This window comes from Streptomyces sp. NC-S4 (assembly GCF_054353315.1).
In genome coordinates this window covers 4,395,872-4,412,863 of sequence record NZ_CM135937.1, presented here as the reverse complement: position 1 = coordinate 4,412,863, position 16,992 = coordinate 4,395,872, and the positions used below count along the sequence as shown (strand labels likewise).

Sequence of the window (16,992 nt, the reverse complement as noted above, 5' to 3'; positions counted from 1 at the left end):
TTCATTCCTGCGGGGTGTGGGGTGGGGCGGTGTGGGGGTCAGGCCGGTCAGACCGCTGCGTGGACCTTCTCGGCGTCCGCGAGCGCGGCGAGGAAGCGCTCGGCGTCGAGGGCGGCGGAGCAGCCGGTGCCCGCGGCGGTGATGGCCTGACGGTAGGTGTGGTCCACGACGTCACCGGCGCCGAACACGCCGGTGGCGCTGGTCCGGGTGGAGGGGGCCTCGACCTTGAGGTAGCCCTCCTCGTCGAGGTCGAGCTGGCCCTTGAAGAGCTCGGTGCGCGGGTCGTGGCCGACGGCGATGAAGAGGCCGGTCACGGGAAGCTCTGAGGTCTCACCGGTCTTGGTGTTGCGCAGGGTGAGGCCGGAGAGCTTCTGGTCGCCGCGGATCTCGGCGACCTCGCTGTCCCAGGCGAACTTGATCTTCGGGTCGGCGAAGGCGCGGTCCTGCATGGCCTTCGAGGCACGCAGGCTGTCACGACGGTGGACGATGGTGACGGACTTGGCGAAGCGCGAGAGGAAGGTGGCCTCCTCGATCGCGGTGTCGCCGCCGCCGACGACGGCGATGTCGTGGTCCTTGAAGAAGAACCCGTCGCAGGTGGCGCACCAGGAGACACCACGACCGGAGAGGGCGTCCTCGTTGGGCAGGCCGAGCTTGCGGTGCTGGGAGCCGGTGGTGACGATGACGGCCTTGGCGCGGTGCACGGTGCCGACGGTGTCGGTGACGGTCTTGATCTCACCGCTGAGGTCCACGGCCACGACGTCGTCCGCGACCAGCTCGGCACCGAAGCGCTCGGCCTGGGCACGCATGTTGTCCATCAGGTCGGGGCCCATGATGCCGTCCTGGAAGCCCGGGAAGTTCTCCACCTCGGTGGTGTTCATCAGGGCGCCACCCGCGGTGACGGCACCTTCGAAGACCAGCGGCTTGAGCGAAGCGCGTGCGGTGTACAGGGCGGCCGTGTAACCGGCCGGCCCGGAGCCGATGATGATCACGTTTCGGACGTCGCTCACGGGTTTCTTCCTCGTCTCTGCGGACTGCGTACTGCCTACCGGGGGCCGGTGCGGACTCTCACCCCACCCAACGGATCCTAAGGCGCATGCATTCCCCGCCCGCCCCACCACGGCCCCGAACGGCTCGGCTACCGCGGATAGGTACTCGTCAGGAGGACCTTTCCGGGGTCTGCCGAACCGGTCCGCTCGCACGCCGTGTCGACGAGGTAGGCGTCGACTCGGGCGGAGTCGGCCGGGTGCGGCAGGACGAGGAGGTACACGGGGGTGCCCTGGTAGCTGCCGCGCTCGGCGGCGACCGGGTTGTCGGACCGGCCGGTGGCCTGCAGCACACAGGCGGGGACGGCAGGTGCCGCCCGCTTGTCCCCGGGGGCGTTGTTCTCCAGCCCGAGGGTGTTGTTCTGCCCCTCGGGAACGTTCTTGGCGCCCTGACCGCCGCTGATGAGCTGCCTGACGCTGTCCTGGAGCCCCTGCGCGGTGTAGCTGCCTCCGCCGGCGGCGGCGGATGGCTGTGCCGCGGAGTCGGATGCCTCGCCACTGGCGGCGGTTTGGTGGGCGGGCGGGCCCGAGAAGTCGCCGAACAGGAAGACACCCAGGGCGCAGGCGGCCGCTGCGGCCAGACCGGCGAGGACGGCGATCCGGCGGCGTGCGCGGCGTCGCCCGGGGCCGGTTGGGCCGGTCGGGTGACCGGCGGGCCGGGGGTACCTCCCAGCGGTAGCCGGGGCCGTTCCACGTGAAACATCGCGCTCCGCCGTGCGGGGCCGGTCGGCCGGTACGGCCTGGGCCTTCGGCTGGGTGGAGTCGAGAAGGGCCTCCGCGGCGAGGGCCGCGTCGATGCGGCCGGCGATGTCGGCGGGCATCCGCGTCGGACCCGGCAGGGTGCCGAGGAGGGAGCGGATCTCTTCCAGGGAGTCGCGGACGTCGGCGCACAGGGCGCAGTCGTCGAGGTGGCGGCGGATTTCTGCGGTATGGGACGGCGAGAGGAGACCTTCGGTCAGGTCGGAGATCTCCGAGACGTCCGGGTGCCGGATCGCGCCGGTCGTGCCGGACATGCCAGTGGGCGGGGTCACGGTCGTCCACCTCCGCCCTTCACAGCGTCTGGGTCTGGATGCCTGGGTTCTGCCGCTGGTGGGACGGGTGGGCCCGGCGTCCGGTTCCTTCCCCGCTCGGTGGCCGTGTTATCCCCGGCATTCGTGCGCAGATGAGTGAGGAGCGGCGCGAGTTTCGCCCGGCCGCGTGCGCACCGGCTCTTCACGGTGCCGGTGGGGACGTCGAGGATCCGGGCGGCCTCGGCGACGGGGTATCCCTGCATGTCGACGAGGATCAGCGCGGCCCGCTGATCGGCCGGGAGGGTACCCAGAGCGGCCAGGAGCTGGCGATGGAGGTCCTGGCGCTCCGCGGGGGCCTCCGCGGACTCATGGGGCTCCAGGAGGCGCTCCAGGCGTTCCGTGTCGTCGAGAGGCGCGGTCCGGCGCGTGGCGGCCTTGCGGGCGCGGTCGAGACAGGCGTTGACGGTGATGCGGTGCAGCCAGGTGGTGACGGCCGATTCCCCGCGGAAGGTGTGCGCGGCCCGGTAGGCGGACACCAGGGCGTCCTGCACCGCGTCGGCGGCCTCCTCACGGTCCCCGAGGGTCCGCAGGGCCACGGCCCACAACCGGTCCCGGTGCCGCCGCACGATCTCCCCGAAAGCGTCGGGATCCCCGGCGACGTGCCGGGCGAGCAGGTCCCCGTCACTGGCCCCGCCGGTCGTTGCGTCGTGCATCACACCTCCCCTCCCGGAGGGAGCGTACGGGGTGGGTGGGACGAATACGAGGGTCCGCCGAGCCGGTGGCGCAGCGGACCCGGGACGTACCGATCAGGGAGCGGGCTGGTCGCCGGTGCCGAGGATCTCGATCTCGTTGATGCCGCCGCGGTAGCCGTCCCCGCCCCCCTCGGAGGGCAGCGCGGTGATGTGCACGAGCACGAAGCGGGTCTTGACCGGAGTGTCCCGCGCGGCCTCGAGCTTCTTCCCCGCGCTGCCCAGTTTCACGAGCTCCTGGGGGAAGTCGGAGATGCCGCGCGGCGAGGAGGTCTCGGGGGCGGCGGCGCGGACCTCGACCTTGTGCCCCGCGTTGCGCATCTCCACGTCGATGCCCGTCACCTCCTGGACGCTGCCGAGGTCGACGACGATGCCGCTGCCGTCGTCGTAGCTGTCCAGGTTGCCGAACTTTCCTTCGTAACCGTAGAAGATCTTGGTGACCCACGCGGTGTCGTGGTTCCCGTCGATGGCCTTGCCGGCGTCCTCGGCCTTTATCGGGTCCTTGCCGAAGACGGAGGCTCCGGCGAGTTTCAGCGGCTTGCTCTCCTTGGGCTTCTTCTCGTCCTCGTTCGTCTTGGGGGACTGCGAGGTGTTCGGGCTGCCGCTCTCGCCCTTGACGCGGTCCAGGAGCGTGTCGGCGAGCTGCCAGCTGCCCAGGCCGAGCGCGGCGATGAGCAGGGCGGCCACACCCCACTTCAGGACGCGGCCGGTGCGGCTCTGCAGCGGGGGCGGCGGCGGGACGGCCATGGGGTGGGTGACCGGCGCGCCGGGGTGCGTCGGCGGACGGCCGTAGCTGCCCTGCTGGTAGCTGGTGTGCTGGTACTCCGGCGGGGCCGTGAAGGCGGGCTCCGGCGGCCGGATGCGGGGCATCGCGGCCACGGCCTTGGCCAGCTCGTCAGGAGTGGTGCAGGCGGGTTCCTGACGGGAGGCTGTGGCCCCGTCGTTGGCCAGCGCGCGCATGGCGAGTTCGCCCAGGCCCCGGTGGACACCGGCGCGTACCTGGTCGGGGGCGATCAGGCCCACGCCCTTGGGCAGGCCGGTGAGGCCGTAGGCGTCGCTCTCGTACGGCCAGCGCTGGGTCAGGGCGGCGTACAGGAGCGCGCCGATGGCCTCGGTGTCGGCCCGCTGCGGGGTCTCGCTGGTGATGCCGCGCAGGGCGGCGTTCACGGCGAGGCCGCGGATGCGGTACTGGCCCGTGGAGGTGCGCAGTATCGCGCTGGGCGTCAGCCGCAGATGGGCGAGACCCTCACGGTGTGCGGCGGCCATGGCCTGGGAGACCTGGCTGACGAGCTGGTAGGCCTCGTGGGCCTCCAGCGGGCCCGCGGCGAGGAGCGCGGTGAGCTCGGTCGCGTCGGGCAGCCATTCGTGGACGACGTAGACGACATCGTTCTCCTCCACGGCGTCCAGGACCTGGACGAACCGTGGGTCGCCGAGCAGGGCGGAGGACCGGGCGGCGGCCAGGACGGAGCGGGCGCGCGCGTGGTCGGCGGGCATCAGATGCACGCCCACGGCCCGGCGCAGCTTCTCGTCCATCGCGCGCCAACTGCTGAATCCGTCCACACGGGTGACGCACTCTTCCAGCCGATAGCGTCTGGCGAGCTTGTGTCCGCTGTGCAGTTCGGGTGCGGCCGCAGGGGCCGCGTTGGTGCGTTCGCCGTCCTTGTCGGGCATGGGTCCGTCCGCGGCTCGTCCGTTCTGGGTGTCCACCCCGTCGGACGTGGCCTGTGCCGCCTGAGCGGTCAGCGGCTCATCGCCGCTGTTGTCGGCCACGTCGACGGCAGCCGTGCTACGTTCCGCCACCGTCGTTCCTGCCTCCCCATCCGTTGCGCGCTGTCAGCCAGTCTGCGAAGCCATGCCAATTGTGCCCACAGTCCGACGCTAAGCACGACACACGAAAGGGGGCGACGGTTGTGCGCATCAGCGCCCCAAACGTCCGCGGACCATTCCGACCATCGCGTTGAGCTCTTCGATCCGCATCCGCTTGGCGGCGATCAGGAACACCGCGGCCAGGGCGATTCCACCGGTGAGGAGGGCGGTGGCGGAGCCGGTGACTCCGCTGCCCAGCCACTGGGTGACCCCGTAGGCGACCGCGCCGGCCACGGCGGCTGCCGGGACGCAGGCGCCGGTGAGCCGGGCGTAGGTGCGCATGACGTGCGCCCCGTCGAGGTCGCCACCGAGCCGGGTGCGCAGGCGGCGCCAGGCGACGCCGACGCCGACGGCGTAGCCGAGCCCGTAGGCGGCGGCCATGCCGACCACCGCCCACCGGGCGGGGAGCACGAAGAACGACAGTGCGGAGGCCCCCGCGTTGACCGCGGCGACGATGACGGTGTTGTAGAAGGGCGTCCGGGTGTCCTCGTAGGCGTAGAAGCCGCGCAGGACCACGTACTGGATGGAGTACGGGATCAGGCCGAGGCCGAAGGCCATCAGGATGTAACCGATGTTCTGCGCGCCCGAACCCGAGCCGGCGTAGAGCAGGGTGGCCATCGGGACACCGAGGGCGAGGAAGGCGAAGGCGCAGGGCACGATCGCGACGGCCGAGGTGCGCAGCCCGTAGGAGATGTCGTCGCGGACCGCGGCGGCGTCGCCGTCGTGCGCGGAGCGGGAGATGCGGGGCAGGACGGCCGTCATGACGGAGACGGTGATGATCGCCTGCGGCATCTGCCACAGCAACAGCGCGTAGTTGTAGGCCGTGATGCCGGTGCCCGGGTGGCCCTGCTCCTCGGCGACGGCCCCGGCCCAGGTGGCGAGCTGGGTGACGACCACGAGCCCGACCTGGTTGGCGAGTACGAAGAAGAACGTCCACTTGGCCAGGCGGGCGGCCTTGCCGAGGCCGTGGCCCCGCCAGTCGAAGCGCAGGCGCGGCTTGAAGCCCGCGTCGCGCAGGTAGGGCAGCATCGCGAGGGCCTGGACGGTGAGGCCGAGCAGGGTGCCCAGGCCCAGCAGGCGCACGCCCTCGGGGGTGACGGTGGCGGCGTTGACGCCGGAGGTGGTGAAGCCCCCGAAGGCCCAGATGAAGGCGCCGAAGGTGGCGATGACCACGATGTTGTTGAGGACCGGGGTCCACATCATCGCGCCGAAGCGGCCGCGGGCGTTGAGGATCTGACCCAGGACCACGTGGACGCCCATGAAGAACATGGTGGGCAGGCAGTAGCGGGCGAAGGAGACCGCGACGTCCATCTGCTGGGGGTCGGAGGCGATCTTCGGCGACATCATCGTGATGAACACCGGTGCGGCCAGGACGCAGATGGTGGTGATGCCCGCCAGCAGGACCACGACGAGGGTGAGCAACCGGTTGGCGTACGCCTGCCCGCCGTCGTCGTCGTTCTTCATGGCCCGGACCAGCTGCGGGATGAAGACGGCGTTCAGGGCGCCACCGCCGACCAGCACGTAGATCATCGTGGGCAGGGTGTTGGCGATCTGGTACGTGTCGTTGAAGGTGCCGACGCCGATCGCTCCGGCGATGACCAGGGTCCGCAGGAAGCCGGTGATGCGGGAGACGATCGTGCCCGCGGCCATCAGCGCGCTGGACTTCAGCAGGCTGGAGGCCCGCCCGGCGGGCTTGCTCGGTGCCGGGGCGGCGACGGGCGCCTCCTCGGCAGGGGTACGGGGCGCCGCCTCCTGGTCCCGGTACAGGTGCGCGAAGGCATCGGGTCCGGACTGCTCGTCCGAGGCGTTGGTGACGAGGGCGTCCACGCCGACGAACTGGGTGGTGGTGGCGTGGTCGCCGTACGGCAGGTGGCGTGAGGGGCCGTCCGGCTCGGGCGGCGGGGTCTGGGCCCAGACGCGCGGGTCGGGGGAGTACGAGGGTGCGGTCGGCGCGGCGTAGAGCGGGCCGGGCTCCTGGTAGGTGCCGGGCGGCGGCGGCGGGTGGGAGGCGCGGTCGTAGAGCACCTCGGCGACGGGGTCCTGGGCCGACAGGTCCTGGGACCGGTAGGGGTCGTGGTCGTAGGCGTCCTGGACATACGGGTCACGTTCCGGCGCGGGCGCAGGTGCGGGAACCTGCCCGGGCACCGGGGTGCCCGGGGCAGCGCCCTGGGAGGGCGCAGGCCCACCAGTGCCCTGCGCGCGGTCACCGTCGTACGGCGCGTTCATCGAAACCCCACCTCATCGTCCCCAGGCCGACCGGCCACGGCGTCAATCAACGGTCCACTGTCTCACTCGTGCCGGACCCCTCGGTGCTTTGCACTCCGGTGTCAGAGGACTCGTCACTCGGCTGCGTGCTCTCCTCGGCGGCCGCTCGTGCTGCGACGCGCTTGCGACTGGCGTACATCTTGATGCCTGACAGCACCAGGAGGAGCACACCGCCGGCGATGACGAGCATCACGGTGGGCGTGATCTCGGTGGCCTCGACGGTGAACCTGCGTTCCTTGCCGTAGGGGACGCCGTCCTTGGTGAACAGCTGCGCCGTGACCTCGACGGGGCCGCTCGCCGTGGCGTTGGCGGTGAACTTGACCGTCTGGGTGTGGTCGCCCTGGACGGTGACCTGCTGCTCGTCCTGGCTGAACATCAAGCGGGTCTTGTTGGTCGACTTCACCCGCAGGACGAGGTCGTGGACGTCCTGGACCAGGCTGTTCTGGACGCTGACCGGGATGGTGGCGCTGTGTCCGGACAGGGTGGCGTCGGACTTGGGGACGACCTTGACCTTCTCGGTGAGACCGACGAGGTAGTCCTGCACCTGGTCCCGGTAGAGGCGCGACTCCTCGGGGCGCCCGCGCCAGGAGGTGGACATCTCACGGTTGGTGGTGTTGCCGAAGGGGATCTCCACGCGGTCGGGCGCGGCGAGGATCACCTTGAAGCGGTCGAGGGCGTTCTGCGTGGTGCGGATCTTCTCGAAGGCCGACACCGGCAGCTCCTGCTTGCGCAGTGCCTCGGGGTACTGGCCGGCGCCCGGCACCTGCGTGGTGGCTCCGGGGTCGGGCTTGGCGGTGGCCGCGGCCTCGAGGTCCGCGGGCTGGGTCCAGCGGCCCGCCTGGAGGCCGCGTACGGCTTCGGCCATCGACTGGACCTGGCTGACGCTGGGCGTCCGCTGCGGGGCGACGACGAAGCTGCGCGGCTCGTCGGTCTGCTGCAGGTTCAGGGCGAGGCTGTGGGCGAGGAACCGCTGCACGGCGAGCGTGGAGGTCCCGGCGTTCAGCATGTCGCCCTCGAAGGCGGTGGACAGGTCGGCGTCGGCCACGACGGCGGTGGTGCCGGCGCCGATGGGCCGGGCGGCCGAGGGCGTGTAGCCGAGGGCGCCGCTCTCCACGAGGCTGTCGCTGCGGGTGAGGACGTTGTGGGCACCGGCCGAGGTGGCGACGTTGACGATCGAGGGATCGATGGCGCCGTCCACGGGCCAGGAGAAGTCCGTGGACGCCGGGACGTGCAGGACCGTCTCGACGGCCTGCTTCGCCTTGTCGGTGGCGGGGCGCAGCTGGCCCAGGGTGCCCGAGACGTCCTTGCCGTGGTGGGCGAGCGAGGCGAGATCGGGGTCGGCGAACGGCAGGGCGACGACCTTCTTGCCCTGGACGGCCGCCTCCAGTGAGTTCAGCCACTGCTCGGCGACGGCCTTGCTCTTGCCCTGGACGGGCTTGCCGCCCGGGTTGCGGACGCGGTAGCCCTTGGTCATCGCGTCGACCGTGTAGAGCAGGTCGGGGTCGATCACCCAGGTGATCGGCAGGTCCTTGCCGAGGGTGACCATCTGTTCCAGGCGTCCGCCCGGCTTGAGCTCGTCGGCGAGGGAGTCGTCGAGGAAGACGGGGGTCTGGTTCTCGTCGGAGCCGGTCTCCGCCGTCACGCGGGTGGTGGAGACGAGCGGCCAGACGTAGGTGAGCTGGGAGCGCTTGCCGGCGGCCTCCGGCTGCCAGGGCAGGAAGGTCCGCTTGATGCCCATCACCTGCTCGGACGGCCGGCTGTCGGTCACCCCGGACAGGGAGACGCCGAGCTGGTAGACGCCGTCCTTGTCCAGCTCCAGCTTGTTCACCGGGACGGTGAGCGTGAATTCCTGGCTGACCTTCGAAGGCAGGGAGGCGATCTTCACCGCGAAGGCCGGGTCGATCTCACCCGGGTCGGCGCCGGCCCGGAAGCCGGTGCGCTCCGCCGCCTCGTCGATGGACGAGCGGTCCGCGAGCGCAGGTCCGACCCGCAGACCGACATGTGCGTCGTTGATCGTCTCGGCACCGGTGTTCAGCACGGTGCCGCGGATGGTGAGGGTGTCGCCCTTGACCGGTGCGGAGGGGGCCATGGAGGTCAGCTGGACGTCCACGGCGGAGGCCTGCGCGGCCTCGGCCCGGGGGGCAGGAGAGTAGATCAGCGCGGCCAGAACGGGCGTCCCGGCGAGCAGGACGATCGCCCGCCGCAGCCACCGGCGCCGGGCAGGAGCGGGGGACGCCCCCTGGTTGTCAGCCGCCTCGGCCACGCGCTAGCCCGTCCCTCGAAGTGTCAGTGGTCGTCTTTTCTGCGTCCACGCATGGTAACGAGGCCCGCTGTGTGCGAGTGCCGCGCCTTGCTCCACATGATCGGCTCAGGACCCCGGGGACCGCGTGCCGGGGTGGCCGCAAAACGGGGCGGTCCCCGGGGGGACGGGCACGTACCCTTTTCTGTTGTGCCGAACGCCAACGAAGACAACCCCAGTGCCCTGAGTCAGGTGCAGCGCCGCGCGGTCAGTGAACTGCTGCGGGTCGCTCCTGTCGCCGACGAGCTCGGCCGCCGTTTCCAGGAGGCGGGCTTCCGCCTCGCCCTGGTCGGTGGGTCCGTCCGCGACGCGCTGCTGGGGCGTCTCGGCAACGATCTCGACTTCACCACCGATGCCCGTCCCGAGGACGTTCTGAAGATCGTCCGGCCGTGGGCGGACTCGGTGTGGGACGTCGGTATCGCCTTCGGCACCGTCGGGGCCCAGAAGAGCGCCCGCGTCGGGGACGCCGTTCGGAACTTCCAGATCGAGGTGACGACGTACCGCTCGGAGGCCTACGACCGTACGTCGCGCAAGCCCGAGGTCTCCTACGGCGACTCGATCGACGAGGACCTGGTCCGGCGTGACTTCACGGTCAACGCCATGGCCCTGGCTCTGCCCGAGCAGGAGTTCATCGACCCGCACGGCGGTCTGGAGGACCTGGCCGCCGGCGTGCTGCGTACGCCCGGAACCCCGGAGGAGTCCTTCTCCGACGACCCGCTGCGGATGCTGCGGGCGGCCCGGTTCGCCGCGCAGCTGGACTTCGAGGTCGCCCCGGAGGTCATCGCGGCCATGAAGGCGATGGCGGAGCGGATCGAGATCGTTTCCGCTGAACGGGTCCAGGGCGAGCTGAACAAGCTGATCCTGTCCGCCCACCCGCGCAAGGGCCTGGGACTGCTGGTGGACACGGGGCTGGCCGACCGGGTGCTCCCCGAGCTGCCCGCGCTGCGGCTGGAGAGTGATGAGCACCACCGTCACAAGGACGTCTACGACCACTCGCTGATCGTGCTGGAGCAGGCGATCGCGCTGGAGGAGGACGGCCCGGACCTGGTCCTGCGGCTCGCGGCCCTGCTGCACGACATCGGCAAGCCCCGCACCCGCCGGTTCGAGAGCGACGGCCGGGTCTCCTTCCACCACCACGAGGTGGTGGGCGCGAAGATGACCAAGAAGCGCCTCACGGCCCTGAAGTACTCCAACGACATGATCAAGGACGTCTCCCGGCTGGTGGAGCTGCACCTGCGCTTCCACGGCTACGGCGACGGGGAGTGGACCGACTCCGCGGTCCGGCGCTACGTCCGCGACGCCGGTCCGCTGCTGGAGCGTCTGCACAAGCTGACCCGGTCCGACTGCACCACGCGCAACAAGCGCAAGGCCAATGCCCTCTCCCGGACCTACGACGGACTGGAGGAGCGCATCGCGCAGCTGCAGGAGCAGGAGGAGCTGGACGCGATCCGGCCCGACCTGGACGGCAACGAGATCATGCGGGTGCTCGACGTGGGCCCCGGTCCGGTGATCGGCAAGGCCTACGCGTTCCTGCTGGAGCTGCGGCTGGAGAACGGCCCGATGGACCGTGACGACGCTGTGGTCGCGCTGAAGGAGTGGTGGGCCGCACAGGCCTGACGCAGGGATGGCGGGGGCCGATGTTTCACGTGAAACATCGGCCCCCGCCGTACTTCAGAGCTGATGTTTCACGTGAAACGTCGCTCACCCCGGGCCAGGAACAGGGCGGTCGCGGCGTAGAGCGCGGACACGATGAGGACCAGGGCCGCGGAACGCCCGTCGGCGGGGAGCATCAGTGAGGCCACCGCCGCCGCGCCGACGAAGGCGACGTTGAACAGCACGTCGTAGACGGAGAAGACGCGGCCGCGGTAGTCGTCGTTCACCTGGGACTGCACTTCGGTGTCGGTGGCGATCTTCGCGCCCTGGGTGGCGAGGCCGAGTACGAACGCGGCGGCCAGCATCGGCCCCGGGGCGAAGAACAGACCGAGGGCCGGTACCAGGACGGCGGCACCCGCGGAGCACGCGGTGATCCAGCCGAGCGGGCCCAGCCGGCCCACCAGCCAGGGGGTCACCACGGCGGCGGCGAAGAATCCGGCCCCGGAGGCGCCGACGGCGATGCCCAGCAGCGCCAGCCCGTCGGACTCGTTGTCCGACCAGGAGTAGCGGCAGAGCATCAGCAGCATCACGAAGAGGGCCCCGTAGCAGAACCGCATCATGGTCATCGCGGCGAGCGCCCGGGCCGCCTCGCGCCGGGAGGCGAGGTGGCGCAGGCCCTCGGCCATCCCCCGCACCGTGAGGGCGACCCCCTCGGCGACCGAGGGATGGGCCCGGCCTGCGGGGTGGTCCGGTCCGAGGAGGCCGATGTCCAGTTGCAGGGAGACGAGAGCTGCGCACAGGTAGAGCCCGGCGCCCAGGAGCACCACGAGGGCGTTGGAATCGGAGGCCAGCAGCCGTACGAGGAAGGCCAGCCCGCCACCCGCCACCGCCGCGAGGGTGCCGGCGGTGGGGGAGAGCGCGTTCGCGGTGACCAGCTGATCGGGTCCGACGACGTGGGGCAGCGAGGCGGCGAGCCCGGACAGCACGAAGCGGTTGACGGCGGTCACGGACAGGGCCGAGGCGTAGAACAGCCAGTCGGGCACCTGCGCGACGATCAGCATCCCGGTGACGCAGGCGAGGAAGGCCCGCAGGAGATTGCCGTAGAGGAAGACCTGGCGGCGGCGCCAGCGGTCGAGCAGGACTCCGGCGAAGGGGCCGATCGCCGAATAGGGCAGCAGCAGTACCGCCATGGCGGAGGCGATGGCCGCCGGGGAGGTCTGCTTCTCCGGGGAGAAGATGACATAGGTGGCGAGCGCGACCTGGTAGACGCCGTCGGCGGCCTGGGAGAGCAGCCGAACGGCGAGCAGGTTGCGGAAATCCCTCAGGCGCAGGAGTACGCGCAGATCACGTACGACAGGCATGAGGGCAAGAGTCACATACGCGGAGGGTCCCCGGGCACATTGCCCGGGGACCCTCCGCGGAAGAACTGCCGAAGTCCAGGTGTCGTGACGACCCTTGGGCTCGGTTAGCGCTCGACCTCGCCCTTGATGAACTTCTCGACGTTGGCCAGGGCCTCGTCGTCGAAGTACTGCACCGGCGGGGACTTCATGAAGTAGCTGGACGCCGACAGGATCGGGCCACCGATGCCGCGGTCCTTGGCGATCTTCGCGGCGCGCAGGGCGTCGATGATGACACCGGCCGAGTTCGGGGAGTCCCACACCTCGAGCTTGTACTCGAGGTTCAGCGGGACGTCGCCGAAGGCGCGACCCTCGAGGCGGACGTAGGCCCACTTGCGGTCGTCGAGCCACGCGACGTAGTCGGACGGGCCGATGTGGACGTTCTTCTCGCCCAGCTCGCGGTCGGGGATCTGCGAGGTGACGGCCTGCGTCTTGGAGATCTTCTTCGACTCCAGGCGGTCGCGCTCCAGCATGTTCTTGAAGTCCATGTTGCCGCCGACGTTGAGCTGCATGGTGCGCTCGAGACGGACACCGCGGTCCTCGAACAGCTTCGCCATCACGCGGTGCGTGATGGTGGCGCCGACCTGCGACTTGATGTCGTCGCCGACGATCGGGACACCGGCCTCGGTGAACTTGTCCGCCCACTCCTTGGTGCCGGCGATGAAGACCGGGAGGGCGTTGACGAAGGCGACCTTGGCGTCGATGGCGCACTGGGCGTAGAACTTCGCCGCGTCCTCGGAACCGACGGGCAGGTAGCAGATCAGGACGTCGACCTCGCGGTCCTTGAGGACCTGGACCACGTCGACCGGGGCCTCGGCGGACTCCTCGATCGTCATGCGGTAGTACTTGCCCAGGCCGTCGTAGGTGTGGCCGCGCTGGACGGTCACACCGGCGTTCGGGACGTCGCAGATCTTGATGGTGTTGTTCTCGCTGGCGCCGATGGCGTCCGAAAGGTCGAGGCCGACCTTCTTCGCGTCGACGTCGAACGCGGCGACGAACTCGATGTCACGCACGTGGTAGTCGCCGAACTGGACGTGCATCAGACCGGGGACCTTGGCCGCCGGGTCGGCGTCCTTGTAGTACTCGACGCCCTGCACCAGCGAGGCGGCGCAGTTGCCCACGCCGACGATGGCTACGCGAACCGAACCCATTCCGGTTGCTCCCTGTTTGTTCTCGGACGAGGCCTGCGAGGTGCAGGTCTCATTTTTCAGTTTCGTCGGACGGGCCGGATCGTCTCCGATCCCGTCCCGCCCGCTCACTCTCGATGAGCTCGTTCAGCCAGCGCACTTCGCGCTCCACCGACTCCATGCCGTGCCGCTGCAGCTCCAGCGTGTAGTCGTCGAGGCGCTCCCGCGTCCGGGCGATCGAGGCGCGCATCTTCTCCAGACGCTCCTCCAGCCGGCTGCGGCGGCCCTCCAGCACCCGCATGCGGACGTCTCGTTCGGTCTGGCCGAAGAAGGCGAAACGGGCGGCGAAGGACTCGTCCTCCCAGGTATCGGGGCCCGTGTGGGAGAGCAATTCCTCGAAATGCTCCTTACCCGCGGCCGTCAACCGGTAGACGATCTTGGCGCGGCGCCCTGCGAGTGAAGCGGCGAGAGCGTCTTCCGGGGCGTTGCCCGGCTCCTCGATCAACCAGCCGTTGGCGACCAGCGTCTTGAGGCAGGGATAGAGCGTCCCGTAGCTGAAGGCTCTGAACACCCCCAGCGAGGTGTTGAGCCGCTTGCGCAGCTCATAGCCGTGCATGGGGGATTCGCGAAGCAGGCCGAGGACGGCGAATTCGAGGATGCCTGAGCGTCTGCTCATCCGCCTGCCTCCCCTCCGCCCCAGAGTCTTTATGTCGAGCTGATGTATCGGCTCGATACATCCAGACGATAGAACGGGGCGCTCTGATCGACAAGTGGAGACATGGTGACCGGTGTCACATCACCAATTCGCACCAGGCAGGTTGCCTGATTTGGGGTGAACTTCGGCAGTGAGCGCGTTTTGAGCGTGCGTAGTCTGTGCGCCATGACACCGGGGGGTACCGGAACTAATCTGCCGCTTCCAGGCCACTCGCCTGCCCGAGGAGTAGTCGTTCGATGAGCGAGCACCGTCGCAAACCGCCGCAGCCCGAAGGCGGTGGGCGCGCCTCAGCCCGCCGCGCCGCCCAGCCTCGCCCCGGAAGGGGCGGGGCCGGACGTGACGTCCCCACGGCGTCGCACAGCGGCCCGTACGCACCGCAGCCCGCCCAGGGCAGCCGTGCCGATGCCCGCAGGGGTGCCCAGAGAGGCAGCGGCCGCGGGAGAGGAGCCGGCGCCGCCACGCGCGACAAGCGGCTCATCAACTACCCGCGGTCCGACAGAGACGGCTGGAAGCGCTTCGTACCGTCCTGGAAGTTCGTCGCCGGCACGGCCCTGGGCTTCTTCGCGGTGATCACGGCCGGTACCGGCATCGGTATCGCCATGGTGAGCACGCCCGACCCGAACAAGGCGGCGCAGGCGCAGAACAACGTCTTCTACTGGGCCGACGGCAGCCAGATGGTCGCGACGGGCGGTTCGATGAACCGCCAGATCGTGCCCATCTCCAGCATCCCCCGGTCGATGAGGGACGCCGTGATCTCGGCGGAGAACGAGTCCTTCGAGACGGACAAGGGCGTGGACCCGATGGGTGTCGGCCGCGCCGTGTGGAACATGGCCACGGGCGGTTCCACCCAGGGCGGCTCGACGATCACCCAGCAGTACGTGAAGAACACCTACCTGGACTCCGACCAGACGCTCAAGCGGAAGGCCACCGAGCTCTTCATCGCGATAAGGCTGGGTGTCTCCGAGGAGAAGGACACCGTCCTCGCGGGCTACCTGAACACCGCCTACTACGGCCGGGACGCCTACGGGATCCAGGCCGCGGCCCGCGCCTACTTCGGCAAGGACAGCCAGGACCTGAACCCCTCCGAGTGCGCCTTCCTGGCCGCCGTGCTGAAGGGGCCCAACCTCTACAACCCGGACGGCGGCATCGGCGCCGCGGCCACCCCCGCCCTCAACGAGAAGCGGGCCCGGGAGCGCTGGAGCTGGGTCCTGGACCGCGAGGTCGAGGTCGGCCGGATGGACAAGGCCGCGCGGGCGAAGTTCACGGACGCGGACTTCCCCCCGCGGGTCGAGTCGGAGCAGGCCCGCGGCATGACCGGCCAGATCGGCTACCTGGTCGACACGGCCAAGGCCTACGTGATGAAGACCAAGGGCATCACCCCCGAACAGATGGCCCTGGGCGGCTACCGGATCAAGACCACCTTCCAGAAGCCGAGGGTGGACGCCATGGTCAAGGCGGTCGAGGACACCCGCAACGGGTTCATCGACGAGAAGGGCCGCCCCGAGACGGACACCTTCGTGCAGTTCGGCGCTGCCTCGGTGGACGTGAAGACCGGAGCGCTCGTCGCCCTGTACGGCGGCCCGGGCTGGGACCACAAGTACTTCAGCAACAACGCCAACTCCAGCGGTGTCCCGGTCGGTTCGACCTGGAAGCCATACGTGCTGGCGGCCGCGATGGAGTACGGCACCCAGAACTCCAAGGGCAAGGGCATCTCGGCCGACAGCAAGTACATGGCCAACGACCTCACCGTGATCAACAACCGTGAGGGCAAGCCCCTGCGCGACGCGTCGGGCGCGCCGTTCAAGCAGAAGAACGAGAGCCCCACCCCCTTCGGGTACGTGACCCTCAACGAGGCGATGGAGAAGTCCATCAACGTCCCGTTCGCCCAGCTCGTCTTCGACGTCGGCCACGACAAGGTCAGGGCCGTGGCCAAGTCCACGGGCATCCTGGAGGAGTCGGTCAACCCGAACAACGACGCCTCCTTCGCCCTCGGTACCTCCACCCCGAGCGCCATCCGCATGGCCGACTCGTACGCGACCTTCGCCGCGTCCGGCACGCACCGCGAGCCGTTCTCCGTGACCGAGGTCGAGAAGGACGGCGAGAAGCTGGCGGGCTTCGAGGCCCCCAAGGACCAGCGGGCCATGGACAGCGCCGTGGCCGACAACATCACCAAGGTGCTGGAGAACGTCGTCGAGAACGGCACCGGCAAGAAGGTCCAGAAGCTGGGCCGGCCCGCCGCGGGCAAGACCGGTACCACCGACGAGAACAAGTCGGCGTGGTTCGTCGGCTACACCCCGGAGCTGTCCACCTCGGTGGTCCTCTTCCGCACCGACCCCAACTCGCCGGACAAGAAGCTGATCTCCATGAAGGGTGTGGGCGACATCCCCTCCCTCCACGGTGGTGACATCCCGGCCGAGATCTGGACCGAGTACATGGGCGAAGCGCTCAAGGGCCTCCCGGTCAAGCAGTTCCCGGAGGCCGAGGACATCGGCGTGACCGCCGACTCCGCCGGCGCCCCCTCCCCCACGCCCTCGGTCGTCGTCCCGGCGTCCCCCTCCCCGTCGACGCAGCCGCCGAGCTCCCCGCCGGCGTCTCCCTCCCCGTCCAAGGGCGGTCGGCCGAGCTGCCCGCCGTGGAAGCTGTACTGCGACCCGGACACCACGCGCGGGAACACCAACGGCGGCGCCAACACCGGAACCAGCACCGGCACCAACTCCGGCAACACGTCCGGTACCAGCACCGGGGTGATCGGCGGGTCCTCCGGATCGCCCTCCCCGTCGCAGTCCGGCAGACCCGGCCGCCCGGGCGGCATCACCGGCGGGGTCAACGACTCCGTCCCCGAGTGACCCGTACCGCCGCTCCGTGAGCCGAGGAAGGCCGTCGCACACCGTGTGCGACGGCCTTCCCCCATGTCCGGTCCGGTACGGC

General features: G+C 70.0%; 11 protein-coding genes. 2 read left to right on the top strand and 9 right to left on the bottom strand.

Annotation, left to right across the window (positions count from 1 at the left end; translation table 11 throughout):
• Positions 1–47 precede the first annotated feature (47 nt).
• The 6 genes from trxB to ACXNSR_RS19635 all read right to left on the bottom strand — a co-directional run bounded on the left by trxB (position 48) and on the right by ACXNSR_RS19635 (position 9,196).
• Positions 48–1,007 (bottom strand): thioredoxin-disulfide reductase, encoded by a 960-nt coding sequence (gene trxB / locus ACXNSR_RS19660; protein ID WP_458636859.1) that lies wholly within the window; start codon positions 1,005–1,007, stop codon positions 48–50.
• Between the two features lie 128 nt (positions 1,008–1,135).
• Positions 1,136–2,056: an anti-sigma factor family protein gene (locus ACXNSR_RS19655; RefSeq protein WP_458643345.1), complete on the bottom strand. Its 921-nt coding sequence runs from the start codon at positions 2,054–2,056 to the stop codon at positions 1,136–1,138.
• A gap of 14 nt (positions 2,057–2,070) precedes the next feature.
• Positions 2,071–2,766 (bottom strand): RNA polymerase sigma factor SigM, encoded by a 696-nt coding sequence (gene sigM / locus ACXNSR_RS19650; RefSeq protein WP_458636858.1) that lies wholly within the window; start codon positions 2,764–2,766, stop codon positions 2,071–2,073.
• Positions 2,767–2,859: 93 nt separating this feature from the next.
• The gene (locus tag ACXNSR_RS19645; RefSeq protein ID WP_458636857.1) at positions 2,860–4,602 is read right to left on the bottom strand and encodes a protein kinase family protein; all 1,743 of its coding nucleotides are present in this window, start codon (positions 4,600–4,602) and stop codon (positions 2,860–2,862) included.
• A gap of 117 nt (positions 4,603–4,719) precedes the next feature.
• On the bottom strand, positions 4,720–6,894 hold the full coding sequence (gene murJ / locus ACXNSR_RS19640; RefSeq protein WP_458636856.1) for a murein biosynthesis integral membrane protein MurJ: 2,175 nt from the start codon (positions 6,892–6,894) through the stop codon (positions 4,720–4,722).
• Positions 6,895–6,940: 46 nt separating this feature from the next.
• A complete protein-coding gene (locus ACXNSR_RS19635; protein ID WP_458636855.1) occupies positions 6,941–9,196 on the bottom strand; it encodes a DUF6049 family protein in 2,256 nt (751 codons plus the stop codon).
• Positions 9,197–9,382: 186 nt separating this feature from the next.
• Here ACXNSR_RS19635 and ACXNSR_RS19630 point away from each other — a divergent pair, with 186 nt between their 5' ends.
• Positions 9,383–10,849 carry a CCA tRNA nucleotidyltransferase gene (locus tag ACXNSR_RS19630; RefSeq protein ID WP_458636854.1) on the top strand — a complete coding sequence of 489 codons (1,467 nt, stop codon included), beginning with the start codon at positions 9,383–9,385 and terminating at the stop codon, positions 10,847–10,849.
• Between the two features lie 68 nt (positions 10,850–10,917).
• On the opposite strand, the gene ACXNSR_RS19625 is transcribed toward ACXNSR_RS19630, so the two are convergent.
• The 3 genes from ACXNSR_RS19625 to ACXNSR_RS19615 all read right to left on the bottom strand — a co-directional run bounded on the left by ACXNSR_RS19625 (position 10,918) and on the right by ACXNSR_RS19615 (position 14,025).
• On the bottom strand, positions 10,918–12,186 hold the full coding sequence (locus tag ACXNSR_RS19625; RefSeq protein WP_458636853.1) for an MFS transporter: 1,269 nt from the start codon (positions 12,184–12,186) through the stop codon (positions 10,918–10,920).
• A 104-nt stretch (positions 12,187–12,290) separates the two neighbouring features.
• Positions 12,291–13,373 (bottom strand): inositol-3-phosphate synthase, encoded by a 1,083-nt coding sequence (locus ACXNSR_RS19620; protein WP_189737960.1) that lies wholly within the window; start codon positions 13,371–13,373, stop codon positions 12,291–12,293.
• A 49-nt stretch (positions 13,374–13,422) separates the two neighbouring features.
• A complete protein-coding gene (locus ACXNSR_RS19615; protein WP_030008393.1) occupies positions 13,423–14,025 on the bottom strand; it encodes a PadR family transcriptional regulator in 603 nt (200 codons plus the stop codon).
• Positions 14,026–14,300: 275 nt separating this feature from the next.
• On the opposite strand from ACXNSR_RS19615, the gene ACXNSR_RS19610 reads away from it, so the two are divergent.
• The gene (locus tag ACXNSR_RS19610; RefSeq protein ID WP_458636852.1) at positions 14,301–16,910 is read left to right on the top strand and encodes a transglycosylase domain-containing protein; all 2,610 of its coding nucleotides are present in this window, start codon (positions 14,301–14,303) and stop codon (positions 16,908–16,910) included.
• Positions 16,911–16,992: the final 82 nt, after the last annotated feature.